Source organism: Altericroceibacterium indicum (assembly GCF_009828105.1).
Classification (GTDB): domain Bacteria; phylum Pseudomonadota; class Alphaproteobacteria; order Sphingomonadales; family Sphingomonadaceae; genus Altericroceibacterium; species Altericroceibacterium indicum.
In genome coordinates this window covers 862121-887035 of sequence record NZ_WTYQ01000001.1, presented here as the reverse complement: position 1 = coordinate 887035, position 24915 = coordinate 862121, and the positions used below count along the sequence as shown (strand labels likewise).

Genomic DNA, 24915 nt, shown 5'->3' with positions numbered 1-24915 from the left:
CGGATAGCTGCCGGGATATTTATTCGCCCAGCCGGATAGTCACGCCTGCGGGTGAGGGGCTTTTGTGCCCGTTCCGGCTGAATAGCCTGTGGAATATCCTATTCCGGGCTTGCAACGAATCCAAATAACAACGTAAGGCCACACTCCCATGGCGCGGTACATTTTTATCACCGGCGGCGTGGTCTCCTCGCTTGGCAAAGGTCTTATGGCAGCAAGCCTTGCTGCCCTTTTGCAGGCGCGCGGCTACAAAGTCCGTATTCGTAAGTTCGACCCTTATCTCAATGTAGATCCGGGTACGATGAGTCCTTATCAGCATGGCGAAGTCTATGTGACAGATGATGGAGCCGAGACCGATCTCGATCTTGGCCATTATGAGCGCTTTACCGGCGTGTCTGCACATCAGAGCGACAACATCACGTCCGGGCGTATCTATCAGCAGATCATCGCCAAGGAACGCCGAGGCGATTACCTCGGTGCGACGGTGCAGGTTATTCCGCATGTAACGGATGCCATCAAGCAATTTGCATTGGCAGATACTGATGGCCTTGATTTCGTACTGTGCGAAATTGGCGGGACTGTAGGTGACATTGAAAGTCTTCCCTTTATCGAAGCTATCCGTCAGTTGCGCAACGAACTTGGCCGCGAACAGACGGCGCTTATTCATGTGACGCTGGTGCCTTACATTTCTGCTGCGGGCGAGCTGAAAACTAAGCCAACGCAGCATTCCGTGCGCGAATTGACCAGCCTTGGTGTGCAGCCAGATGTGCTGCTGTGCCGTTGTGAACATCCTTTGCCGGAAAGCGAACGAGCAAAGATTGCTCTGTTCTGTAACGTCCGGCCACAAGCTGTGATCCAAGCGCTCGATGCCTCCAGCATTTATGGCGTTCCTCTGCAGTATCACGCAGAAGGGCTGGACGCTGAAGTGCTGCGCCATTTCAACATCGACAATGCCAATTTGCCAGATCTCTCCCGCTGGGATGATATCGTTGATCGCTACCAAAATCCGGAAGGTGAAGTAACGATTGGCGTGGTTGGTAAATATGTTGGCCTGCCAGATGCGTATAAGTCGCTTAACGAAGCGCTTGTCCATGGCGGCATGGCCAATCGCGTGAAAGTCAAGATCCAGTGGATCGATGCGGAATTGTTTGAAAAGGATGATTCGGAAATCGTTGCCCAGCTTGAGCCGATGCACGGTATTCTGGTGCCGGGTGGCTTTGGCGAGCGTGGTTCTGAAGGTAAGATTGCCAGTGTGCGCTTCGCGCGTGAGCGTAAGGTCCCATTCTTCGGCATTTGTCTTGGTATGCAGATGAGCTGTGTCGAAGGCGCACGTAACACCGCCGGTATTGCTGGTGCGTCATCAACTGAGTTCGGCGATACAGACGAACCTATCGTCGGTATCATCACTGAGTGGATGACTGAAGAAGGTCTTGAAAAGCGTGCTGCTGGCGGTGATCTTGGTGGCACCATGCGGTTGGGTGCCTATGAAGCCAAATTGGCAAAAGGCAGTAAGGTTTCAGAGATTTACGGCGGCGCATTGGAAATCTCTGAACGCCATCGTCATCGGTACGAAGTGAACGGTGCTTACAAGGATCGTCTGGAGGAGGGCGGACTTATGTTCTCCGGTATGTCTCCGGATGGCCTTCTGCCGGAAATTGTAGAACGACCGGACCACCCTTGGTTTGTTGGTGTACAATTCCATCCTGAACTCAAGAGCCGACCTTTTGAGCCGCATCCGCTTTTCGCTAGCTTTATTTCAGCGGCCTTGCGTCAATCGCGCCTCGTTTAGCGCCGTTTGGAATAAAACTCTCTCTGAGAATATATTTATTCTCCAAAAACAACTTGCATACGTAGCCCTCGACGCACTACCGGGTTAGCTCGATTTCGAATTCCTGAATCTACCCCGGTTAGCCTTGGGGGCTCGTCGCGATTAACCATGACGAGGGCTTGAGCATAGCTTCAGACACGCTGAAGGTATCTTGTTCGGGTTCAGGTTCGGTTACGACTTGCCTTTTGGGAACGAGCACCTTCTGCGACCCGGGTGATCGTTCTCGAAAGGCAAATCGGCGCTCAGCGTCGAGGGGGCGAAACTTCCTAGGAAGTTTCGCCCCCGAATAGACACTAGCAATTACTTAAAAATGACAGTTATTTTGCCATCGAGATCAGGCCGCGTCGGCACGATCTGCAGATTGCTGATTACCATTTTCCACGACTTCAAGCGTATTTTGACCCTTGAGCTGGATCTTTTTGGGCTTCATCGCTTCCGGAACTTCACGAACCAGGTCAATAACCAGAAGCCCATCTGCCAAATCAGCACCATCGACACGGACATAATCGGCCAGTTCAAAGCGGCGCTCAAAACCGCGATTGGCGATGCCGACGTGCAGCAATTCACCTTCGGGTTGATCGTCTCGCTTCTTGCCCTGAACAATAAGTAGGTTCTGTTGAGCGGTTATGTCGATGTCCTGAGCGCGGAACCCTGCGACGGCGAGGGTAATGCGATAGGAATCTTCATTCCTGCGTTCGATGTTGAACGGTGGGTAGTTGTCACCCCCATTGTTTCTGACCTGATTTTCAAGCAGATCAAACAAACGGTCAAATCCAACGGTGGAACGGCGGTAAGGTGTGAAATCAAGGCGATTCATAATGAAACAAATCCTCTTCTGAGCAATTTGAACAAGAGAGGGTCCGGTTTCCCGGCACCCAATATCTTCAGACCCTTTCGGCAACTGAAGGCATTGTTTAGATAAGCGGTCTAAAGAGGCTTTCAAGCATCCCGAACGCATCGAGTTAGGAATAATTATGAGTATGCCCAAAGTTGAAATCTATACAAAATTTGGCTGCGGCTTCTGTGTCCGGGCAAAGAAGTTACTGGACAGCAAGGGCGTGAATTACGAAGAATATGACATCACAATGGGTGGTGAAAAGCGTGACGAAATGCTGGAGCGTAAGCCTGATGCAAGCACTGTCCCGCAAATTTTTATTAATGGGCAGCCGGTTGGTGGGTCCGATGACCTTGCCGCATTAGAAAGTTCTGGCAAGCTGGACCAGATGCTCGGTCTTTGATGTCATAACCCCATGACAGAAACCGAAACCAGCCAAAAAACCTGTATCGCCTTGCTGCAGATGACCAGCGGGATAGACCCCTTGGTCAATGCACAAACGCTCACTGATGCAGTACGTGATGCAGCCGATGGTGGTGCCGCTATGCTCTTCACCCCAGAAATGAGCGGGTTGCTGGATCGTCAACGCACCCGTTCAGCAGAGCGGATTGTGGAAGAAGCGGAGGATGTGGTGCTGGCCGCTGTGCGCAACGCTGCAGCCCAGCATCATATCTGGGTTGCTCTCGGTTCTCTGGCCATCAAACGCTTTGATGGACGCTTGGCCAACCGGTCGCTCCTCATCACTCCACAAGGCAATATTGCGGCACGCTATGATAAAATCCATATGTTCGATGTGGAATTGTCGAGCGGGGAAAGCTGGAAGGAATCGGCCGCTTATGTTCCCGGTGAAGACATAGTGACGGCAGAAACACCGGTGGGGCGATTGGGCCTTGCTGTGTGTTACGATATTCGTTTTCCGGCCCTGTTTGATGAGTTGGGCCATAAAGCATGCGATTGCATAGCTATTCCGGCAGCTTTCACCGTTCCTACCGGGAAGGCACATTGGCACCTTTTACAGCGGGCTCGGGCGGTGGAAGCCAGCGCCTATGTCATTTCGGCGGCTCAGGTCGGTAAACATGCTGATGGGCGGGAAACCTATGGGCATTCTCTGGTAGTTGATCCCTGGGGTGAGATCGTGCTGGATATGGGCGGTGAGAAGGCTGGTTTGGGCTTTGCTGAAATTGACCATGGACGGATTCGCGAGATCCGTAGTCAGATACCAAGCCTTGCCAATCGCCGTGTCCTGCCTAAAGCGATGACCCCATGATAGTTTTTGATCTAACATGCACGCACGGCCACCGTTTTGAAGGCTGGTTCGGTTCGTCCGATGATTTTGCGAAGCAGCAAGGCAAAGGCTTATTGCTGTGTCCGGAATGTGGATCGGCGCAAGTCACCAAAGCGCCGATGGCCCCTGCTGTGCCGCGTAAAAGTAACCAGCAAGTTGAAAGGTCGTCCCAAGCGTTGCGAGCGGTAGAAATGGATGAGCCGACGCAGGATTTAACCTCAGGCGAATTGCCGCCAAAAGTGGCAAAGGCATTGGAAAAGCTGGCTGAAGCGCAGGCGGAGGCGTTGAAAAGCTCAACCTGGGTCGGCAATCGATTTGCGGAAGAATCGCGCGCTATCCATTATGGGGAGAAAGAGGCTACCCCCATTCATGGTCGGGCTTCACCTGATGAAACACGAGATTTGCTGGAAGAGGGGATTACTGTTTCACCACTTCTGTTCCCAGTCGTTCCGCCCGACGAAGCCAATTAAGGTTGAAGTCCAGCCCTTTGTGATTGACGCAAAGAGCCCGCGAAACTATCGAAAATTGGCGTGCACCCGTAGCTCAGCCGGATAGAGCACCAGATTCCTAATCTGGGGGCCATGGGTTCGAATCCCGTCGGGTGCACCACTTTCCTTTCAGAAAAATGGTGCACCTGCCCAAAGTTCTTTTCAGATCATTTACCTGAGCGCGACGCTGAGCTGACAAGGCGGCATAAAAGGCCGGACAAATTGGGGTAATTGGCGCGATGGTAAGTGCTGCCGATCTGCGTGCCAGCGATCAACCGACGATGTGCTTCGCCCAGTGAGTGATAAGGCACTCCTGGCAGAAGGTGGTGCAGACCATGATATCTGAGGCCTACAGGTGCCCAAAGAGCTGGAAGATAGCCGGGCGGTGGAACATTGACACTGTCGAGATATTGATCCGTGATGTTCATTTCATCACCTTCATTATCCCACAGATGGGCCACCAGTGTGCGGATCTGATTGACGATCATCGCACCTGAAATCATCAGCATGTAGGTGATGAAAGCTCTCAGTGGTATGGTGCCAACTGCTGTCAGCACGATGATTGCAATTGACCACAGGCTGACCGCTCCGTCCCAGAATGCCCAGGACTTGCGCAAGGCTGGAGTTGGAGTCGGGCGAATGAACTGCGGGTTGATCGCAAGTGACGACAGCCGGGTCATCAACAACCGCCTGATGCTGGGAAAAATTACACTCAGCGGAACAAACACAGCATGGCGGATCAGAAAGGCAATCGGGGCAAGAGCCGCAGTGCCCATGAACACTACAAGCGTTCTCACACGCATATGCGAGAGGGGCAGATATTCCGGATCAAGCGCGGTTCCGTAGCGTGTGCGCTGATGATGGATTGTGTGGACCCCTTCATACATGAAAGATGGGATCAGGAGCGGAACCCCGACAATAAGATTCCACACAAAATGGAAACCGGGCAGCGCGCCCGCTTTCAGGTGAGAAATTTCATGGATAAACAGGCTCGCCCGGTAAAGCAGAAGGGTCGCCACAATCCATGATCCGGCAACAACCCAACCGGAAGGTGATGTCATCGCCAGATATAGCGCACCATATCCGATCGATGCGCTGAGTAGCATGTCCGGCCAGTAAATTTCCGGGCGTGCGCGGCCCAGTTCTTTGTTGAGCCCGGCCGCCAAACGTAACAATTCCTTGTCTTCCGGCTTCTTTTTGGAAGGAGCTGGGGAAGGGCTTTGCCCGTTATTGCTGATATCACTCAAATACATAGCGATTTCCATTTGCGGCCCAGCATGTTCGAATAGAGAAGCTGCGCCATTATGCTGCGGGCCGTTTCGGCTTGCAACAAAACGATTTCTGCGGTCTGCGGGCATCATCCGGCACAAATCCGCTGAATTGGGCGCCCATATGGGTGTTTTCAGCGGTTTTGCAAGACAATGCCCTTACACTGTCCATCTGAAGAATCTGCTCTGACCGATCCTTGTCTTAGCGCAAATTTGCGATATTTCAGATGAGATATACGTCACACACCTGTTAAAACTGATTGTCGATTAGCAGCCTATAGCTTTGTAATTGATGAACAACATTGTCAGCGCTGCCTTGGCTCGCCGTCAGATGTTCAACATTCGACCACGTTCACAGCCAATCCGCCAAGGCTGGTTTCTTTATAGTGGTTGCTCATATCGATGCCGGTCTGGCGCATGGTTTCGATTACGGCATCGAGGCTCACGATATGGCGGCCATCACCCTGCAAAGCCAGATAGGCGGCATTGATGGCCTTAACTGCGCCCATGGTGTTGCGTTCGATGCAGGGAATTTGCACCAGCCCTCCAATCGGATCGCATGTGAGGCCCAGATTATGCTCCATGCCAATTTCTGCGGCATTTTCGACTTGCTGGTTTGTGCCACCCAGAGCGGCTGCAAGCCCTGCGGCTGCCATAGAGCAGGCCACACCCACTTCCCCTTGGCATCCCATTTCAGCGGCAGAAATAGAGGCGCGCTTCTTGTAGAGAAAGCCAATCGCGGCCGCGGTAAGCAACAGGCAATGTTCACCTTCGCGGTCTGCACCGGGCACGAAGCGACGGTAATAATGCAAAACCGCCGGGATTACTCCAGCCGCGCCATTGGTGGGGGCAGTGACGACCCGGCCACCGGCGGCATTTTCTTCATTCACAGCGAGGGCGAAAAGGCTAACCCATTCAAAGGTTTGTGCTGGTCCAAAGGTGTCCTTCTGGCTTCGCAGGCGGGTGTGAATTGCCTTGGCTCTGCGGCGAACTTTGAGGCCACCGGGTAGGAAACCTTCCTGCTTCATGCCGCGCTCAATCGAGGCTGTCATTGCGTCGCATACACGGTCGAGAAAGGCTTCGGTCTTTTCCTGCGGGCGCCATACGCCCTCATTGCGCATGACCATGGTGGCAATGCAAAGGCCGTTTTCTTCGCCTAGAGCGAGAAGTTCTGCACCGGATGAAAAGGGGTAGGGGGGAATGAGGTTATGGCCCAGAGCGGCGTCATTGGTGCCTTCCTCTTCCGACAGGACAGATCCTCCGCCGATGGAATAATAAGCGGTGCTGATCGGCGTATCGTCACCGTCAAACCACGCCGTAAACCGCATTCCATTGGCATGTTCAGGCAGGAACTCATCCTTGTGAAACAGAAGGTCGCCTTCTTCAAAGAACGCCGCACCCTTGGCGCGTTCGCCTTTTTTATAGAGCCTCCCATCTTCACGGATATTAGCGACAATAGGCCCGATTTCATCCGGGTTCACCGATTGCGGACGGTATCCTGAAAGCCCCAGAAGGATGGCTGTGTCAGTAGCGTGGCCATGCCCTGTCAGCGCCAGAGAACCGTAGAGGTCGCATTGAATGCGGCGGGGGTCGCGTCCGAGACTATCCATGAACATACGGGCTGCCCGCATCGGGCCAACCGTATGAGAACTGGATGGCCCAATTCCAATGGTGAACAGATCCAGCACGGTTGTTGCGTCAGCCGAGGCGGACTGTTTGTTCATAAAACCCTCTCTTAGCATGCCAGAGGGCATGATCTATTACCCTAGCTAATAGACTGTGCCTCACCCGGTGAAAACCGGTTTCTGAAGAAATTATTGAATTGCATGAAAGGTTCTAAGCGATACACAAGGGAACCTAACGTGACACAGAGCGGTCTGAGCAGGGCTATATATCATTTTCCCCGATGGCAGGGCTTTGCCATTCGAGATGAAGTCAGTTTAGAAGCGTTCTTGAATCGCCTATCCGCTCTTTTTAGACAGAGATTGCCCATGTCCCAACCCAAGCACTCAAGTCCTGTTCTTATGTTCGCTTCCGCTCTTGGCCTTGCTGCGGCAAGTCTGACACCGAATGCTGCTTCTGCGCAGCAGCCTGCGACAGAAGCGGATGTGGTGCACGGTCAGGCCATTCAAGTTGATGTTGATGCGCGGGATGTTCAGCGAGGAATTTTCCACGTTACAGAAACCCTTCCGATTGCGTCTTCAGGTGTCTTGCGACTGCGTTATCCTGAGTGGCTTCCGGGTAAACATTCTTCTGCTGGCAAGATTGCCAATCTGACAGGATTTGATTTTACCGCCAATGGTCAGACCCTCTCGTGGAAACGTGACCCGCTTGATGTGTTTTCAATTCTGGTGGATGTACCTGCCGGGGTCAGTTCGCTGACTGCCAAATTCATGTATCTTGCGCCTCTGGAACGCGATCAGGGCCGTGTGACGGTTGCGCCAGCGATGTTGAGTATGGGGTGGCATGAAGTGTCACTCTATCCGGCAGGCCAGCCGGTACGTGATATTCAGGTTTATTCCTCTGTCCGCCTGCCTGCTGGCTGGACGCAAGCCTCTGCACTTGAACCGACAGGCGATGCGGATGCGGGCAATGTCGTCCACTTCAAACCGGTATCTTATGAAACGCTGGTGGATTCCCCACTTGTCGCAGGCAGCAACTATAAGCGGGTTGATCTGGGTTCTGACGTCTATCTTGATCTGTTTGGCGATGAACCGGGTAATCTCGATGCGACGGATAAGCAGCTTCAACTGCACCGCGATCTGGTGACGCAAGCACTCAAGCTGTTCGGTGTCCGCCACTTCGATCATTATGATTTCCTTGTCTCGATGAGCGATTACCTTGGTGGGATCGGACTTGAGCATCACCGTTCCAGCGAAGATGGCGTGCCACCAGATTACTTCACCGATTGGGATAAACGCGCGCTTAACCGTTACCTTCTGCCACATGAATTTGTGCATAGCTGGAATGGTAAGCATCGCCGTGGCGCGGATCTTGCCACACCAGACTTCCATGAACCGATGCAAGATTCCCTGCTGTGGGTCTATGAAGGCCAGACCCAGTTTTGGGGCAGCATTCTCGCCGCCCGTTCAGGCCTTGTGACCAAGGATCAGGCGCTGGATATGCTGGCCACTGTGGCCGCCAGCTATGATCAGAAGGCTGGCCGCAAATGGCGCCCCGTGATCGATACGACGAACGACCCGATCATGGCGCACCGTAATCCCGCTCCATGGCCGAGCTGGCAGCGTTCGGAAGACTATTACGTTGAAGGGATGCTGGCCTGGCTCGATGTCGATATGCTTCTGCGCGAGAAGACCAAGGGCAAGAAATCGCTCGATGATTTTGCCAAGCTCTTCTTCGGCGGCACAGATGGTGACTGGAGCGTGAGCACCTATCGCCGCGAAGATGTGGTAGACGCGTTGAACACGGTCTATCCTTATGATTGGAGCACCTTCCTCAAACAACGGATTGATGACATTGCTCCTCATGCACCGCTCGATTGGATTGGGCAGGGCGGTTATCGACTGACCTTCGACAAGGAACCCAATTCCTATATCGCAGCGCGTCAGACCAATTATAAAATGGCTGACTTCAGCTATTCGCTTGGACTTTCCATCGGCAATAATGGCGAAGTGTCACAGGTTTATTGGGGCAGCCCGGCCTTCGATGCCAAGCTGACGCCGGGCACTACAATCGTTGGTGTAAACGGCCGTGAATATAGCGCGGATGTGATGAAGACAGCGATTGATGACAGTGAAGGGAGCGATGCCCCCATAGCCTTGACCGTAAAACGTGCCGGGCGGGTTTCCAATGTCGATATCACCTATCACGGTGGCCAGCTCTATCCGCATCTTGAACGCGTTAAGGGAACGCCAGCCCGGTTGGATGATTTGCTGGCACCGCTGAAGTAAACGCCAAATCATTAAGGGGCGCGGAAGATCATCCTTTCCGCGCCCCTTTTCATTAATCGTCCTGTTCCCAGCCACCACCAAGGGCGAGAAAGATAGTGACGCGATCACCTGCCAATTTGGCGTTCGACGTTGCCAAAGCCATATCGGCTGAAACAAGGCTGCGCTGGGCATCCAGCAGCTCCAGATTTGAAGACAGGCCATGTCGTGTCATCCGGTTCTCAAGTTGCAGGGCCTCAGCACTGTCTTTCTGTGTTTGGTGCAGTGCAGCATTTTCTTCCAGATCCCGCGCATATTGCGTCAGTGCGCTTTCGGCTTCCTGCAAAGCGGTGAGCACTGTTCCGTCGAAATGGGCGAGTGATGCCTTGGCTGAAGCCTGCGCCTGAGCAATGCGGGCACGCGCTACCTTGGTGTTCGGGAAAGTCCATGAAATCAAAGGGCCAAGGCTGAAATGCAGCGCGGAATCGCTAACCAGTCCCTCAATCGTGCGCGAAGTTGTGCCCGCCGAAGCGCCCAGCGAAACGGACGGATATAGCGCAGCGGTTTGAATGCCGATCTGTTCAGTCGCCGCTTTCAACTGACGTTCGGCCTGACGGATATCGGGGCGGCGGCGGATCAAAGCTGTGCCATCGCCTGCCGGGATCGGGCGATCCAGTGAGGGGATCGTGGCGCAAGTGGCGAGCTGCGCAGGAAAATCCTGCGGTGCTTTGCCAGTGAGCACCGCCAGACGGTAGAGCGCCAACCGGCGCTGCGCCTGATAGCGTGGCAGAGTGGCTTCAATTTGGGAGAGCAGCCCGCGTGATTTCACCGCATTGATACGCGGAAACACGCCGCCTTTGACGCCGCGTTCCGTCAGCGCCAGCGACTGGCTCTGAAGCTTGGCGGAATGCTGGGCAACATTCAGCGATGCGCCAGCGCTGCAAGCGTCGGTATAGGCGCCCACCACATGGGCAACCACCGTGATGCGGGCCAGATCATAGGCGGCAAGTTGGGCTTCCTGTGACGCTGTGGCGGCATCGATGGATCGGCGAATGCGGCCCACCACGTCCAGTTCATAAGAAATGCTTCCGCCGAGGCTGAAAGTATCGTGGACCCCGGCAGGATTGCCGAGGCCATAGTTGGAAGTTTCACCGACCCCTGCCTGACCGGAAAGGCTTGTTTGCACTCCGGCTGCGGCTTGCGCTTCGCTGGTGATGGCGCGGGCACGTTCAAGATTGGCGGCTGCTTCACGCAAATTCGTATTGGCCGCGATCGCTTCTTCCACCAGGCCATCAAGCACCGGGTCATGATAGAGCTTCCACCAATCATGCGGCATGGGCTCAGCGGTAAGCTGTTTCGTCTGGCTGACCGCTTCGAAATCAGTTGCGGGCTTAGTATCAAGGCCTGCAGGCGCGGGCGGGGCGACATAATCCGGCCCAACCGTGGTGCAGGCAGAAAGACTAAGCAGCGCTGTGCCGAAAGCTATAGTGGCGAAACGCCGTTTCATTGCGCGCGCTCCTTCCCGGCTTGCTCATCGTCAATGGTGACTGTGGCGGTGCGCCCTGCCACCAGAGCAATACCTTTAGGAATGCTGTCGATCTCGATCCTAACCGGCACGCGCTGCGCCAATCGCACCCAGCTAAAGGTCGGATTGACGCCCGCCAGAGTGGAGTTGGAACTTGCGCTGCGCTCGCTATCCTGAATACCGGCAGACAGCCCGACAACATGGCCTTTGAGCGGCTGATCTTCACCCATCAGTGTAATAGTGGCGCGGGTTCCGGGGCGGATCTGGCTGAGCTTGGTTTCTTCGAAATAGCCTGCAACATAGAAACTGTCCCGATCCACCAGCGCCATGACTGGCTGGCCTGCCGTGGCATAGGCACCGGGGCGAAGCTGGAAATTGGTCACAATACCATTGACCGGAGAGCGCACTTCGGCGCGTTCAAGGTTGATCTTCGCAAGGTCACGGCTGGCGATGGCGCTGGAAAGCTGCGCTCGCGCTTCCTGTGCAGCGGCGCGGCGAAGATCCCGATCCTGGCCTGACACCACACCTTCCAATGCATTATAACGGCGCGCTTCCTGCTCGGCCGAGGCGAGCGTTGCGCGGGCAGTCGCTACAGACGCATTTGCTGACTGCAAGGCGTTGCGCAGTCGAGCCTTGTCTACCGTGAAGAGAATGTCTCCCTTGGCCACGATCTGATTATCCGTGACGGCCACGGAATCGATCCGCCCGGACACGTCCGAGGCCAGCGAGACGACATCTGCCCGGACCTTACCGTCGCGTGTCTGCGGGGCATAAGTATAGTAATTATAGAGATGCCACAGGGCGAGCGCGGCTATGATAGCGAGGATCAGCGTGGCCACAATTCGCAAGGAACGGAAAATATGATGTTTGGTAATGGTCATAGGCTTACCCTGCGAACGTCCGGAAAACATAGAATATGGAACAAAGGAGAATGAAGAACAGCGAAAGGTCGAACAGTGGCCTTTGCCAAATGAAGCGGTAGAGCCCGACCGCTTCAAGCAATCGCGACAGGACGAGCCGCGCAAAAAAGGCCACCAACATGCAGATGAGAAGCGGCGATACAAACAGCCCTGCCAGGTCAATTTCACCAATCATGGTATCGGCCTCCAAGGCTTGCTGTGTTTGAACATGGAATAGCGCAGACCAATCAAACCGCGCATCAGCCGACCATCTTTGCCCGCCGGCCCTTGCAGCGCGGTGGTCAACGCGTCATCGATATGTTCCAGCAAAATGGGAGAAGGGGTGGTGTTCTCAATATCTTCCCGGATCTTTGCGAAAATCAGTTCCACCTTATCGCGGACTTCACCGGAGAAGCGATTGATGGCCAATCGGAGGTCAGCAATATTGGCACCGGCCCGCAGCCTTGTCATCAAAACAGCACTTTCATCTTCACCACCCACCGCTTGCATCCGCGATGTCAACGCTCCGATCCGGTCAAGCGCGCGTGCGACATAAAGGTCTCTGTCACGCTGGCTTGCGTAGCGGGTGAGGGTGGCCACTTCTCTTCGGGCTTCGCGTGTAAAGCGTTGCACCACATGATCGGCCCCCAATTGGCGCACCATACGCACCACAAAATGCGCGATGAAGATGCCGATAAGCGACGCGATCGAGGCGCTGAAATAGGTATCAAAACCAATCGCTCGATAGCTGCCCTGCAATTGCAACGTGCTAAGCGCCATGGCGATCATCAGAACGGCCATCCGATTGCTGATAGACCATGCTGCAAGCGGCATGATGAACAGGGCCATCACCAACAGAAAGGCACTATATTGATTGGCGAGCGGCAGCATGCCAAAATAAAGCACACCCCCCAGAATCTGCGCAATAACAGCGTTCATCGTGAACTGTTTCAAAAGAACGCCAGCCTGATCCAGACCACCAAAGAAGGCGAGAGAGACGCAGGCGATGAGGAGAGCAGCCGGCGCTTGCGGCCATGCTGTCAGATACCAGCCAAAGCTTAGAAGCGCATAGGTGATCAGGATGGTCAGGCCGACACCCACCGCCGTATGCTGATCGGGTTGAAGTGGGAACGCCTTGGCTTGGCTTACCTTTTCTTCCAAGGCGGCCGGCAGCGTTGCTTTCTTGCCCAAGGCCGCAGCCAAAGCTCTCAACTCTGCCGCACGCACAAGAGCATCAGACGTGATCCGAGCGATGTTGCGCTCTGTCAGAATGGCCCAGTCTATTTTTTCGGGCGGAAGCTCTTCCCATGACTTCGCCATGAAATTTTCAGATGGCCATGAACCCGTCTCAAGAAGCCGGCGCGCTTCTTCAATATCGGGTTGCAACCGCGCCAGATGCACGGGGTCCAAATGGCTTAACCGGTCTTCCAGCGCGGATATCAGAGGGATCAGGCGGAGAATGCGTTGCTGGATGGCGAAAGCGATTTTGCGTTCACGCCGGGGGACGGTGGGATCATATCGCATCGAAGCGCCGAGCATGGAAAGCTCAGTCGCTTCACCGATCATGCGCAAACGGTCCTGTGCAGAAAGGGTGCTTTCCTCAGGGCTGCGCAATATATCGTCGAACCACGTCAGGCCATCACGTGTCATTTTGCGCAGCTTTTCCTCGGTCGACTTGCGGATTGAGCGCGGCGCGATAATGCTGTCCACCACGCTGCAACAAATGACGCCCAGCCCGATTTCACAAACACGCGCAATGGTCTGGTCAAACATAGTGCCCGGATGCGAAACCTCTGGCACGATGATAACGATCAGCGTGAGGCCGCAAAGTCGTATCCCGTAAGATCGGGGAGAACGGTCCATCCAGCCAAGCCCAAAGATCACGGAGGCCAGAATGCCTGTGCAGATAATCAGAAGAAGCGATGTATTGGCGAAGATGGAGGCCAATATAATGCTCAAGACCCCGGCGCAGATGGTGCCGGTCAGCCGGTAAACCGCCTTGGAACGGATTGCGCCCGTGAAAGGGTCCATCACAACCGCGGCGGTCACAATCGCCCAGTAAGGCTGCGGCAAGCCGATGCGGACCGCGATCGTGTAAGCGATCATCGCTGCCAGAAAAAGCTTGAGCGCAAATAGCCAGCGCGCAGAGGATAGAAGTGGGGGTGTCACTTCGCCAACTTCCCTGCCTTTGCGATGGCGCGCTCTTCCAGCTCGCGCAACACTCTGGTGGCAGTCTCGATATCTGCTTCGGCAAGATCACTGAACAGATCTTGCCGAACAGCTTGCAGGCGCTGCTCTATTTGCAGGGCAATTTCCGCTCCGTCAGGCATCAGGTTGACAGTCTTGCACCGACGATCATTTGGGGAATCCGTGCGTTGCAACAGATTGGCCTGTTCAGCCTGATCCAATGTTCGCACAAGAGCGCCGGAATTCACGCCCACTGCAAGCGCCAGATCTTTCTGTGCAATGTCAGGCCCATAGCGATGGGTCATTAAAACCGCCGTGCCCACGGGAACAGACAGGCCAATGCTTTCAATCGTAATCCGCGCGACCTGTAGCCATGCCCGCCGGACCGGCTGGATGGAATTGGTCAGCGCATAAAGCGATTTTGGGGATGGGGTGATATCGGCTGGCAACATGTGATGCTAATGCTTTAGCAATCATTGCCTTGTCAATGGTTTCACTGAAAACAAAAATGTCGATGCAGTTAGATCTGCTTTCAGCTTGGCTGATCCAAGTTACGGAGGCGGTGGGTGAGAGGTGCGCTGACTAACCGCAGTCACCTCTCACCATATCGTCAATTAAGGGTGGGGCCGTCCACGAGTTCCTGCTTGTCGTAAATCGGATTATAAAGCAGCGTTCCAAACATCGCGACGACCTTGGCACGCTCTTCATTGCGCGGTTCAACCGGCTGGGCCCGCAGCAAGGCTTCATTGCGCGCCTTGATGCCATCGGTGAATTCCGGGTGGGTCATGATGAACAAGTCACCGCGCTCAATTCCTCGTAACACGCGCTTGCCCACTTCTTCCTTGGACATGAATACAGATGTGTCGAAGGGAGGCGGACCTTTGGGAGCATCGGGGGACGGAGCCACACTGTCATTCTTGAGGTGATCGGGGCGCGTTGCGCCTGTAGATTGCCCAAGGTTGGTGCTGACAGGCCCCGGAAAGAAGCACGAAACGCCAATGTTGCTGCCCTGCAGTTCAGTCGCGAGAGATTCCATCATTCCGGCGACAGCAAACTTGGCCGTGCAGTAAAGCCCTGCGGACCCAACGGCAGAAAAGCCACCGGTCGAACTTGTCGCAACGATGTGGCAGGTTTCGCCATGCGCCTTCATGCGCGGCAGAAGTGTGACCAACCCATTCACCACCCCATAGATGTTGACCTGAATGTTGAAGTCCCAATCTTTATAAGTGGCTTCAGACATGGGCCCGACAATCCCGACCCCTGCGTTCAAGGCAAGGAGGTGAATGTTCCCGAATTGCTCCTCTGCGGTCTCCACCGCTTGTAGCCATCCGTTGCGGTCTGTGACATCCAGCTTCACGGGGAATATGGCGAAATTGGTGTGTGAAAATTCCTCCATCGCTTCATCCAGTGCTTCCTGTCGGATATCTGCGATCACGACTTTCATACCTGCTTCGGCGAAGGCTTTCGCCATTCCCAGCCCCATTCCGCTGGCTCCGCCGGTTATGAAAGCGGTCTTGCCTTTTACGTCTTTCATCATCCTTCTCCGATCATTCGTAATTTCAGGCTCAGTCGAACCATTGTATCGCCGCTTTATAAAAAGGCCTCTCCCGCACCGGGAGAGGCCGTAGTCTATCAAGCTCAGTTGGGGTTAGAACTTGAAATTGGCACCAACATAGAACCGGCGTCCAATCAGGTCATAATATCCGACATTGTTCGGCGTATATGTTCCACCGGAATAATTGCCGCCGGCCGTGCTGCTATTGACCTGAGTGAGCGGAGGAGCCTTGTTGAACAGATTATCAACCCCGACCCTGAGGCTGGCCTTTTCAGTGAAGGCATATCCTGCGTTCAGATTGAACAGGTCGTAGCTCGGCGCGCCAGCGATGGTGGTATTGGGATTTGAGGCGGCCGTAATATCGTCAACGCTTGGCAGATGCTGCCATTGCAAAGAGACATTGGCTGGCCCCACCGAATAGCCAAATGTGGAAAATAACTTCCACTCATACGCACCGCCATTGAGGCCGTTATCATTTGGCCCGAGTGTTCCCGCATAATCCACCAATGGCAGATTAGGCAGTTCGGACGATTTCATTTCCAGCAGATAGTTGAACACTGAATTCAACGTAAGTGTGCCGGGGCCTGCATCGATCGCCCAATCCAGTTGAACGTCTATCCCTGAGGTTTTGAACCGGCCATTGTTGAGGAATGTGGTGATGACATTTCCTAATCCCCCATCTGTATTCCGGCCAACGCCCGAACAGAATGTAGAATTGGCATCATATGTAGGGTTGAATGCGGGATCAAAGCACTGACGCTGGGCAATATCTACTGATTGCGCACCAATGGCATCACTGACCTTGATATTATAATAGTCAACCGACAGCCGCAGCCTGCTCAACGCGGCCGATTGGAACGGGGATTCGATCACGGCACCAAGCGTCCAGGTATCGGCCTTTTCTGGTTTCAGCTCTGCATTGCCTGAAAGCGTGGGGAAGACAAAAGCGATGCCGTTTGGCTGGATTGTGTTGTCATAATATTGCACATCTGCATTCGGATCACCGGATCGCTTCATCAGCACTCGGCAGAGAGCTTCCACTTGCGCTGCATTGGGATTGCTATCGGGATTGGCGGAATAGGGCAGGGGGTTTGCGCGTGAGCAAACATCACCGCCAGCCGCAACAGCAAAGGTCTGTTCAGGGGCAAGATACAATTCGGCGGTGTTCGGTGCGCGTTCTGCCCGGTTATAGCCACCACGCAAACGCAACCAATCGTTCACTTTCCAATCGGCAAGCGCTTTGTAAGTATAGCTTGTGCCTGTGGTGTTATAATCCGAAATGCGGCCACCGATTTCCAGATCAAGCTTCTGGATGCCCGGAATGTCGTGCAGCAATGGCACCAGCAATTCGCCATAGAACTCTTTGACAGTAATTTTGCCAGCAGAATTCCCGGAAGGGTAAAGGCCCAGAACTTGCTCCTGAAATGACTGACCTTGCGTGGTGAGCGTATCGTTCTGAAACTCGTAATTCGTGCTGCGATAACTGGCACCCAAAGCACCGCGTAGCTGACCGGCTGGAAGGTCGAACAGGCCGCCCTGTAAATTGCCTTCCCATATGCTCTGTTTCATCACCGACTTGGTTTTGACATTGGCTCGGATGGCATCAAGGCAATCTTCACTGATCGGGGCACCACTGAAGGGGTTAAGTCCACTGGTGCAGGTCGCCGTTGCACCACCAAAGCCACCAAATTCAGAATTGCCGGTCGCTGAAAAGCCTTCCCCGAAATTCGGTGCATTGATGAGCGTGCGGTAGCGTTGCAACGAAGCAAAGCCACGTTGAATAACGGTGGTTTCCGTTTCGCCTTGCGAGCCGAAAACTTCCCAGGTCCAGTCGCTACCGGGAATACTCCCCTGGAGGCCCGCTGTCATATTATAGGTGTAGACATCAGATTCAGAGGTGCGGTTAAAAGGCATCATCTGGAAAATCTGAAAGGGCGCATTCGGATTTTGGCGGGCGTTCAGAATTTGAACGACTTCATCGGGCAGATCGCTCTGCGGATTAGCCGGATCGTAATCGACAAAGGCGGTCCAGCCACCGGTTACCGGTGATGGCTCCTGCACGGTGCGCGTGTTGACCTTACTGAAAAGCCCTTGAGCGAAGACGCCGATCCAGTCATTCAGTTCATAATTGCCGCGTGCGAACATGTTGTAGCGCTTCAGTGGAAGCACCAGCATGGCATCGGTGAAATTGGTGCGCAGCTGGCCATTATCGGTCAGTTTGTAATTGTAACCATCAACGATCTTGTTGCGATACACCCCTCCGACACCGGCGGCGTCAAAGCCTGAGAACACGGAACCGTCCGGGTTGGTGTAAAGGATGACCTGTTGATTGGGGACTGGTGTCGTCGCCTCACTAAAGATCGAATTGATGACATTCTGATCGACCGGATTTCCGAAACCCAGATTGATGCCAGGGCGATATGGGAAGAACGCGCTCCCATCGATAGACGGATTGGCCCACTGATCGCGGAAGAATTTGCGGTCCCGCCGATCGGAGGCATTTCGATCATTCGTTGAGAAGGAGAGCGAGATATTGCCGCGCCCATCATCGAAATTCGTGCCCATGATGCCGGAGAGCTGATATTCGAAGCCATCACCTTCCTGCGTCACATTGGCCTGAGCGTCGAGTTCAAGCCCTTGAAAATCTTTGCGCATGACGAAGTTAACGACGCCAGCCACCGCATCGGCACCGTAAGTGGCCGAGGCACCGCCGGTAATGATTTCTACGCGCTCAATAGCTGCTGAGGGAATGGTGTTGATATCCACCACATTAGAAGCATTGCTTGGCGTGGCGCGGCGCCCATCAAGCAGAACCAGAGTGCGGTTCTTGCCAAGTCCCCGCAAAGCAATGGTTGCCGCACCAGGGGTGTTGGTCGCCGTTGGCTGAATGTCACCGCCATCAGTTGGTGCATCAGTCGTTGGAGTAAATTGCGGCAATTTGGCGAGATTGGATTCAATCGCTGCTGTGCTTGATTGTTGCAATAATTCTTCGCTAACCGTCACGATCGGGCTGCTGGATTCAAAATCGCGGCGTACGATGCGTGAGCCGGTGACGACGATTTGTGAACTGTTGTCCGGTGCGGCGTTCGATATGTCACTACTCTGCACAGAGTTGTCTTGTGCGGCAACCGGAGCGGCCATCACTAACGTTCCAGCACTGCTGGCAAGCAACAGGGATTTGATCAGTCCTGTCCGGCTGCTTGTGGATATCCTCATTACAGGCTTCCTTCCATTATTATGCGCCGTTTGATCGGCCAAATTATCTCGACGGACACATCACGAGGGCGAGAATTAACTCTCGGCCTCGAAACCAGACGAGTTTTGAAATTTGAAATGTCCGAAAGATAAGTGCTCTGGAATAAGCCGATGGCTCATGATCTGGCAGTAGGCTATGCAAACAGGCAAGAGCCTACCGGCAAGCTGATGCCGTTTTTTTACCATCGCTATCCTCCCCCGGCAGCCTGAAATTTTCAATCATCAGTGCTGCCTAGGTGAGGACTCTTATGCAGTGTGATTGATAATGTCTAGAAAATAGAAGGATCGCAAATAAGAATTTTTCATATAAGTGAGAAATTGCGCAAGTGATGATTTTGTAGGTTAATTACAAATATAAATTATTTCAATTGGATAGGATCTATAATCAGAATAATTATAGCTTTGGAAGCTTTCGATGTTTTGGTCAAAGTCTCCTCGTGGAGGATAATTTCCAAGCGGAATTGCAATTATCTGAAATATGACGGAGTGCTTGGTTGTGTTTTGCGAAGTGGAAATTTCATCAAGATAAAAGTTGCAGAAAGGCAGATGTATTAGTATCTAAATATGCTAGCGTACATATGATTAGAATGGGAATGTGAGGCTGCTCAGTTGCATTCGTTGATGTTGTCCCGATAATTGCTTGCAAGTGAAATTCATGTCGGCATATTTTTAAAAAAGACAGAATCAATTTGGGAAGGTGTTCATGAAGGATCTGGCAGGCAAAACTGCTTTTATCACCGGGGGGGCTTCAGGTGTCGCTTTAGGGCAGGCGAAAGTTCTTGCTGAAGAAGCGGGAATGAAGGTGATCATAGCTGACATTCGTCAGGAAGCGCTTGATGAAGCGATGGATTATTTCTCAACCAGAAATGCTTCTGTCCATGCCATTCAACTCGATCTCACAGATCGTGCTGCCTATGCGCGCGCGGCAGATGAGGCAGAGAGTGTTTTTGGTCCGGTGCATGTGCTTTGCAACACTGCCGGTGTCAGCCAGTTCGGCGCTATTGAAGATGCCACCTATGATGATTGGGACTGGCAGATGGACGTTAATGTAAATGGCGTCATCAATGGCTGCATGACCTTCATTCCGCGGATGATTAAGCATGCAACAGGTGGGCACGTTTTGATCACGGCCTCCATGTCTGCATTTGTGGCTCTTCCCAGCACAGGCATATATTGTACGACCAAATATGCCGTGCGCGGATTGGCGGAATCCTTGCGGGTTGAAATGCCCAAGCACAATATCGGTGTCTCACTGCTGTGTCCGGGAGGGGTGAATACCAATATTCACCGGGCCGTCGAAACGCGGCCGGAAAAATACGGTGAAACCGGATATTATGGCGTTGATGAGGTCGTGTTTGCCCGGCTGAAATCGGTGATTGAAGGTGGTTTTGATCCCGTTGATCTGGGCAGAATTGCTCGTGAAGCAATTGAAAATAATCAGTTCTGGGTATTGCCCTATCCTGAATTTGCCGAAGGTCAGAAGCAGCGCGATCAGGAGGTGATTGATGCGATGATGATGTATCAACATCATCCAGACACCATTCGCCGTGCAAAAATTCGCGAGGAAATGGGGCAAACCATGCCGGGCGCATCGAAGGCGAGTTGATCGCTAATCAAGTTTGCTGGTTGGAGAATTGAAACACCTCCACCGGTGCTTGGTCTAGCCTCCATTCAGAGAGGCAGATCATATGGGAAAGGATGTCTGGGATATACAATTTGCTGAAAGCTACCTGCGTGGTTGGCGGTGACTATTTGAATTGCGGTGGCGCATCTGGACCATCCCGCCGCATGGTAAGATTGCACTCGTTCTTTCACTAAATTGAGATGCCAGAATACTCCCATGAACTGGAATTGCGGTTCCGCATCCTGACAGGCGGGCCGCGATAGCGAGGCTTTGAGCCGAGCATCCTCCACTGGGGCGAAGCGTGAAAGCGCTTCGCCTCTTTTTATGGGGGTAAGGCGAAATGAAGCTGGTCTTACAATATATGCCAGATTGGATTGGCGGGGTCTGAAAGCAGCTTGATCGTCAATGCGGCGGACATAATAACGAGCAAGGGCCGTACTCCAGCGCCTCCGTAACGGATCGCTAATCTTGCGCCAACCTGGTTCCCTGCAACATTTGCTGCCGCCATGCTGAAACCAAGCAGCCAGAGCATCTGTCCTCCGGCGATCAGGGCTACAAGGCCGGCCAGATTGGTTGCCAGATTAAGCAGCTTGGCATTGGCAATGGCGCGAAGCAGCCCAAGCCCGGCCAGTGCGACCAGCGCTGTGGTCAAGAACGACCCGGTTCCGGGGCCAAAGAAACCGTCGTAAAAGCCTATCGCTCCTATCAGCAGTGTCAGGCCGAGATTGCTGATACGCGCACGCCGATCAGCCGCCCCCATCTTGGGTGATGCGATGAAATAGATGCACATCAGGATAAGTAGCAAGGGGACTATGCCGCTGAGAAAACTTGGGTCCACTTGCTGCACGGCAACAGCGCCTGCCCCAGACCCGATAATTGCTGCAATGACCGGCCAGGCAAAGCGACGCAAATCGATATGGCCTGCGCGCCAGAAAGCCACAAAGGCCGAAGCGGTACCGGCTGAACTTTGTAATTTGTTGGTCGCCAGAGCGGAGACCGGGGGCACCCCGGCAGCCATAAGGGCTGGTATTGTCAGCAAGCCACCACCGCCTGCCATGGCATCGATTCCACCAGCCATAAAGGCAACTGTGACAAGGAAAATGAGGGTTTCAATCGGGAGCTCCATGCGCCCCGCTTAAATGACAGGGCGGCAATTCACCAGATAGGTTGGATTATATTATCGCGACACAGAGCGGTGATGATGGTTAAGGAGCTATCTGCGTTACACAGGCAGGGCATCTCGTCTTTCACGGATCTCTTTGGCATAAGGTTTCAAGCCAAGAGCAATGCAGAAAATCGCCAGAGGCATCATTGTGGCGACCGCAATTGCCATAGCTTTTCCCAGATGAGCTTCGCCACCCAGCGCGCCTGAGATGGCGGTGAGGAAATTTGCGCCCAATCCACCAACTACAGTCATCATGAAGAGATACATCGCCGTTACCTGCGCCCGCATTCTATTGGGTGTGATGATCTGAATGGCGGTGTTTTGCGGAACCGCACTGGCCATGGCAAAGGTAATCCCAACTCCTGTGCAGAGCATCATCAATTCTCCGCTTGGCATGAGAGGGCCAGCCACGGAAAAGGGCAGGGCGATAACCCAACTTGTCAGCACGGCCCGAACAGGCGCATCGTCATAGCGCTTCTGGAAAAACTCGGTCATCCACGCGCCGAGTGGCAATCCTGCAATGGAGAAAATGAGCATAGTTGCAGCAGACCATGCGCCGATTTTGGCAACCTCCCAGCCATATTCGCGCTCCATAAAGGCGACGCGCCATGGCCCAATTCCGCCTGCTTCCAGAGACATGAATCCAAGTGCCAGAAATAAGGGCATGTAGACACCGCGGCGATGCCATATTTCGCGGAATGTCTTGGAAACCGGCATCATCTGGTCTTTGGAGGCGGGGCCTGAAGTGGATAATTCGCGCCGTGCAGGCTCCCTGATGCTCCAAAGAATGAGCGACACAATGAAAGCACCAATCGCGCCGACAATATACACCTTGTGCCAGGGCCGGATTGTCAGGCCAAACCACTCACTTGTTCCCCAGCCAATGGCCATAGAAACCAGTGTTCCGCCAAGCAAAGCGGCCAGCGCGCTACCCAGCACAAAGCCGACCTGCATTCCGGCAATAGCGCGGCTTAATTTATGGGGCGGAAAATAATCGGCCAGGAGAGAGTAAAACCCCGGCCCGTTGACGGTAGCTGATGAGCCCACAAACATACGTGCGAAAAACAATTGCCAGAAATTCTGCGCAAGCCCGCACATTAACGTGAAAGTGCCCACAAAAAGCGACCCTATTGGCATCACAATCGTACGTGGATAGCGATCAATCAGGCGGGCCATTGGCAGGCCGACCAATGCATAAAAAGCGACAGGAGCAAAGCCGATCAGCAAGCTCATTTCTGCATCGCTTGCTTGAAGGTCAGCCTTGATAAGTGTGACAAGAAATCCTGTTAAACCATTGTCAAACATGTTGATCATATGAGCGCAAGCCAGTAGCGCAACACAGGTCCAAGCGCTTCTGGCTGAAGGCCAGGCCTGAGCTTTTGCCATGTCGCTTGTCGCTACCGCTGGAACGATGTCTTCAGTCCGGCCCGGAACGGGCGTTGAGATACTTGCCATAAAATCCCTCCCAGATGTCGCTGGTCGCCGGCTCTTGTTCGGTCTCTTCAGCGCCTCTCCTAAGAAGGATAATGACGTGGTAATTGACTATGTCCAGATAAATTAAAACCTCTTCAACGTTCTTGGTGGCATTAATCAGAGGTAGTTTTGTTGTTTTTTTCTAGTAACAAAGGCGTTAGTCCGGATTTGCGGTAATTCCGCTCGGAAAAATGTAAGGGTCTTCATAATATGGGCAGGCAGGCATTCGCGCCATCACTGGGGAAGCACAGGTGAACGATAAAAATCACGCCGTAACACATGCGAATTGGCGCAATTGGATGAAGTTTCGCGCACGCGAGATCTATTCTGGTGCTGTGGCTGGCAAACGAGTGGCTGATTTGCTTGGCACCCAGATCCCCTCCGAGGATGAGGAATTGCTGCAAGTTTTGGGAGACTTGCGTCAGGATGCGGTAAGAATTGTAGAAAATTTCGCCTTGGGTGCGGCGTATCGCTACATTGGCAAAGATGCAGGAGCAGGAAAGGAAGCCCCCGCTGAGTTTTTTGCTGAATTAAGCATCATCTTGAACGGTTTCCTGCCGCTGTCGATGTCCGATGCTGATAGAGAATATTACGCAGCATTGCAGCCTAAAATATTTCAGAGTGAATTGTGGCAGGTGCTGCGCAAGGTGCGTGAGAGTGCGGAATTATCTTACGCGCGCGAGATCGAGCTGGCTGAACTGGACCGGCGGATTTTGTTCCTGTTGCGCAGTGTGGGTCCGCTGCCGCCTGCTGGCATTTCCAGTGCTGCAGGCGTGGATAAGGCGCAGGTGAGCCGATCGGTCAAGCGCCTTTTAAGCGACAATCTGGTTGAACGGACGCAAATTCGTTCGCCGATTAACCTTACCAATGATGGTCTGGTACTTGCTGACCGCCTGATGAAATTGGCTGAACTGCGAAATCGCGAATTGACCTTTGGTGTTGATGATAGCGAACTGGCGAATTTCTTTTCGACAATGGAACTGCTGCTCGATCGTGCAGTCATGTTGTACGAAAAGGAAAGAGATCTCGCGCAATACTCTGGTGCAGAGGACATTGACGTAGAGGAAATCCGGATACCGTCTGAACGTCGGTCTGGGGAAGAGATCATGATTGATCGTTCCAGCATTGTATCGCCACTTCTCACGCTCAGTGCCTATTTCAGTCGCAGTGCAGCCCTTGTTTTCAAGCGGTTGACCGGCCTTTCCAACTTTGAAGCCTGGGTGCTGTCCGAAATTTCACAGAACCCACCGATTGAATGGTCTGACCTTGTCTCACAATTGGATCGCGACCACAGCCAGTCCGGGCGCACGATTAACTCACTGATTGAACGGGGACTTGTTGCGCGCGAGGGGCGCCCGATCCGGAGGCTTGGCAGTTTCTCACCCACTGAAAAGGGTGTAGAGCTGTATTCGATCATTTCTGATGTGGCGATGAAAAGGAGCGACTTCCTGATGGCCCCCCTATCAGGAGAGCGGCTCGATTATTTTATGAGAACTTTCAATAAGATCCGTCGCAATGCTTTCGCTCAACTTGAACGTGAGCGAGCCTTTGAGGAAATTGAAGCGGGGCAGTGATCCCGATAAGAGGGCGGAGTTTTGGCCTTCTGCCCTCTTTCGCCTGGCATTGCTCTTATGGAATGCTGCG

General features: G+C 53.5%; 19 protein-coding genes and 1 tRNA gene. 8 read left to right on the top strand and 12 right to left on the bottom strand.

What is annotated here, in order from left to right:
- Positions 1-148: 148 nt before the first annotated feature.
- Positions 149-1786: a CTP synthase gene (gene pyrG, locus GRI39_RS04360; protein WP_160738417.1), complete on the top strand. Its 1638-nt coding sequence runs from the start codon at positions 149-151 to the stop codon at positions 1784-1786.
- 373 nt (positions 1787-2159) lie between these two features.
- Here pyrG and GRI39_RS04355 read toward each other — a convergent pair whose 3' ends face one another.
- Entirely contained in the window at positions 2160-2642 is a 483-nt protein-coding gene (locus tag GRI39_RS04355; protein ID WP_160738416.1) for an Hsp20 family protein, read from the bottom strand.
- 163 nt (positions 2643-2805) lie between these two features.
- Between GRI39_RS04355 and grxC the strand changes: the two genes are divergently transcribed.
- From grxC to GRI39_RS04335, 4 genes are all read left to right on the top strand, one after another.
- The gene (gene grxC / locus GRI39_RS04350; protein ID WP_160738626.1) at positions 2806-3063 is read left to right on the top strand and encodes a glutaredoxin 3; all 258 of its coding nucleotides are present in this window, start codon (positions 2806-2808) and stop codon (positions 3061-3063) included.
- Positions 3064-3075: 12 nt separating this feature from the next.
- Positions 3076-3927, top strand: a complete 852-nt coding sequence (locus GRI39_RS04345; RefSeq protein ID WP_246204859.1) for a carbon-nitrogen hydrolase family protein — start codon at positions 3076-3078, stop codon at positions 3925-3927.
- Positions 3924-4415 (top strand): DUF1178 family protein, encoded by a 492-nt coding sequence (locus GRI39_RS04340; RefSeq protein ID WP_160738415.1) that lies wholly within the window; start codon positions 3924-3926, stop codon positions 4413-4415. Before GRI39_RS04345 ends, GRI39_RS04340 begins: the two co-directional genes overlap by 4 nt.
- A gap of 62 nt (positions 4416-4477) precedes the next feature.
- Positions 4478-4554, top strand: a tRNA-Arg gene (locus GRI39_RS04335).
- 46 nt (positions 4555-4600) lie between these two features.
- Here GRI39_RS04335 and GRI39_RS04330 read toward each other — a convergent pair.
- Together GRI39_RS04330 and GRI39_RS04325 are read right to left on the bottom strand one after the other, a co-directional pair.
- Positions 4601-5686, bottom strand: a complete 1086-nt coding sequence (locus GRI39_RS04330; RefSeq protein WP_246204858.1) for a fatty acid desaturase family protein — start codon at positions 5684-5686, stop codon at positions 4601-4603.
- Between the two features lie 350 nt (positions 5687-6036).
- Positions 6037-7425, bottom strand: coding sequence for an L-serine ammonia-lyase (locus GRI39_RS04325; protein WP_160738414.1), 1389 nt, complete (start codon positions 7423-7425; stop codon positions 6037-6039).
- Between the two features lie 300 nt (positions 7426-7725).
- On the opposite strand from GRI39_RS04325, the gene GRI39_RS04320 reads away from it, so the two are divergent.
- Entirely contained in the window at positions 7726-9612 is a 1887-nt protein-coding gene (locus GRI39_RS04320) for a M61 family metallopeptidase (protein WP_160738413.1), read from the top strand.
- Positions 9613-9664: 52 nt separating this feature from the next.
- Here the strand turns inward: GRI39_RS04320 and GRI39_RS04315 are convergent, their stop codons facing one another.
- The 7 genes from GRI39_RS04315 to GRI39_RS04285 form a co-directional block, all read right to left on the bottom strand.
- Positions 9665-11095, bottom strand: coding sequence for an efflux transporter outer membrane subunit (locus GRI39_RS04315; protein ID WP_160738412.1), 1431 nt, complete (start codon positions 11093-11095; stop codon positions 9665-9667).
- Positions 11092-11994, bottom strand: a complete 903-nt coding sequence (locus GRI39_RS04310; RefSeq protein ID WP_160738411.1) for an efflux RND transporter periplasmic adaptor subunit — start codon at positions 11992-11994, stop codon at positions 11092-11094. The genes GRI39_RS04315 and GRI39_RS04310 overlap by 4 nt, the downstream gene beginning before the upstream one ends.
- A gap of 4 nt (positions 11995-11998) precedes the next feature.
- Positions 11999-12208 carry a DUF1656 domain-containing protein gene (locus tag GRI39_RS04305; RefSeq protein WP_160738410.1) on the bottom strand — a complete coding sequence of 70 codons (210 nt, stop codon included), beginning with the start codon at positions 12206-12208 and terminating at the stop codon, positions 11999-12001.
- Positions 12205-14181: an FUSC family protein gene (locus tag GRI39_RS04300; RefSeq protein ID WP_160738409.1), complete on the bottom strand. Its 1977-nt coding sequence runs from the start codon at positions 14179-14181 to the stop codon at positions 12205-12207. Before GRI39_RS04300 ends, GRI39_RS04305 begins: the two co-directional genes overlap by 4 nt.
- The gene (locus GRI39_RS04295; RefSeq protein ID WP_160738408.1) at positions 14178-14651 is read right to left on the bottom strand and encodes a MarR family winged helix-turn-helix transcriptional regulator; all 474 of its coding nucleotides are present in this window, start codon (positions 14649-14651) and stop codon (positions 14178-14180) included. Before GRI39_RS04295 ends, GRI39_RS04300 begins: the two co-directional genes overlap by 4 nt.
- Positions 14652-14809: 158 nt before the next feature.
- A complete protein-coding gene (locus GRI39_RS04290) occupies positions 14810-15736 on the bottom strand; it encodes an SDR family oxidoreductase (protein WP_211371425.1) in 927 nt (308 codons plus the stop codon).
- Between the two features lie 111 nt (positions 15737-15847).
- On the bottom strand, positions 15848-18970 hold the full coding sequence (locus GRI39_RS04285) for a TonB-dependent receptor plug domain-containing protein (protein ID WP_160738406.1): 3123 nt from the start codon (positions 18968-18970) through the stop codon (positions 15848-15850).
- 742 nt (positions 18971-19712) lie between these two features.
- Here GRI39_RS04285 and GRI39_RS04280 point away from each other — a divergent pair.
- Positions 19713-20615 carry an SDR family NAD(P)-dependent oxidoreductase gene (locus GRI39_RS04280; protein ID WP_160738405.1) on the top strand — a complete coding sequence of 301 codons (903 nt, stop codon included), beginning with the start codon at positions 19713-19715 and terminating at the stop codon, positions 20613-20615.
- A gap of 370 nt (positions 20616-20985) precedes the next feature.
- On the opposite strand, the gene GRI39_RS04275 is transcribed toward GRI39_RS04280, so the two are convergent.
- A complete protein-coding gene (locus tag GRI39_RS04275) occupies positions 20986-21759 on the bottom strand; it encodes a TSUP family transporter (RefSeq protein WP_160738404.1) in 774 nt (257 codons plus the stop codon).
- Positions 21760-21855: 96 nt separating this feature from the next.
- Positions 21856-23253, bottom strand: coding sequence for an MFS transporter (locus GRI39_RS04270; protein WP_160738403.1), 1398 nt, complete (start codon positions 23251-23253; stop codon positions 21856-21858).
- Positions 23254-23570: 317 nt separating this feature from the next.
- On the opposite strand from GRI39_RS04270, the gene GRI39_RS04265 reads away from it, so the two are divergent.
- Complete coding sequence (locus tag GRI39_RS04265; protein ID WP_160738402.1) at positions 23571-24845, top strand: MarR family winged helix-turn-helix transcriptional regulator; 1275 nt, start codon at positions 23571-23573, stop codon at positions 24843-24845.
- Positions 24846-24915 lie beyond the last annotated feature (70 nt).

Coding starts and splice junctions, on each gene's coding strand:
- GRI39_RS04305 (WP_160738410.1), bottom strand. CDS start 12,208: ATGATTGGTGAAATTGACCTGGCAGGGCTGTTTGTATCGCCGCTTCTC.
- GRI39_RS04320 (WP_160738413.1), top strand. CDS start 7,726: ATGTTCGCTTCCGCTCTTGGCCTTGCTGCGGCAAGTCTGACACCGAAT.
- GRI39_RS04285 (WP_160738406.1), bottom strand. CDS start 18,970: ATGAGGATATCCACAAGCAGCCGGACAGGACTGATCAAATCCCTGTTG.
- GRI39_RS04345 (WP_246204859.1), top strand. CDS start 3,076: ATGACAGAAACCGAAACCAGCCAAAAAACCTGTATCGCCTTGCTGCAG.
- GRI39_RS04310 (WP_160738411.1), bottom strand. CDS start 11,994: ATGACCATTACCAAACATCATATTTTCCGTTCCTTGCGAATTGTGGCC.
- GRI39_RS04355 (WP_160738416.1), bottom strand. CDS start 2,642: ATGAATCGCCTTGATTTCACACCTTACCGCCGTTCCACCGTTGGATTT.
- GRI39_RS04290 (WP_211371425.1), bottom strand. CDS start 15,736: ATGATGAAAGACGTAAAAGGCAAGACCGCTTTCATAACCGGCGGAGCC.
- pyrG (WP_160738417.1), top strand. CDS start 149: ATGGCGCGGTACATTTTTATCACCGGCGGCGTGGTCTCCTCGCTTGGC.
- GRI39_RS04265 (WP_160738402.1), top strand. CDS start 23,571: ATGAAGTTTCGCGCACGCGAGATCTATTCTGGTGCTGTGGCTGGCAAA.
- GRI39_RS04340 (WP_160738415.1), top strand. CDS start 3,924: ATGATAGTTTTTGATCTAACATGCACGCACGGCCACCGTTTTGAAGGC.
- GRI39_RS04270 (WP_160738403.1), bottom strand. CDS start 23,253: ATGGCAAGTATCTCAACGCCCGTTCCGGGCCGGACTGAAGACATCGTT.
- GRI39_RS04280 (WP_160738405.1), top strand. CDS start 19,713: ATGAAGGATCTGGCAGGCAAAACTGCTTTTATCACCGGGGGGGCTTCA.
- GRI39_RS04325 (WP_160738414.1), bottom strand. CDS start 7,425: ATGAACAAACAGTCCGCCTCGGCTGACGCAACAACCGTGCTGGATCTG.
- GRI39_RS04295 (WP_160738408.1), bottom strand. CDS start 14,651: ATGTTGCCAGCCGATATCACCCCATCCCCAAAATCGCTTTATGCGCTG.
- GRI39_RS04315 (WP_160738412.1), bottom strand. CDS start 11,095: ATGAAACGGCGTTTCGCCACTATAGCTTTCGGCACAGCGCTGCTTAGT.
- grxC (WP_160738626.1), top strand. CDS start 2,806: ATGCCCAAAGTTGAAATCTATACAAAATTTGGCTGCGGCTTCTGTGTC.
- GRI39_RS04275 (WP_160738404.1), bottom strand. CDS start 21,759: ATGGAGCTCCCGATTGAAACCCTCATTTTCCTTGTCACAGTTGCCTTT.
- GRI39_RS04330 (WP_246204858.1), bottom strand. CDS start 5,686: ATGTATTTGAGTGATATCAGCAATAACGGGCAAAGCCCTTCCCCAGCT.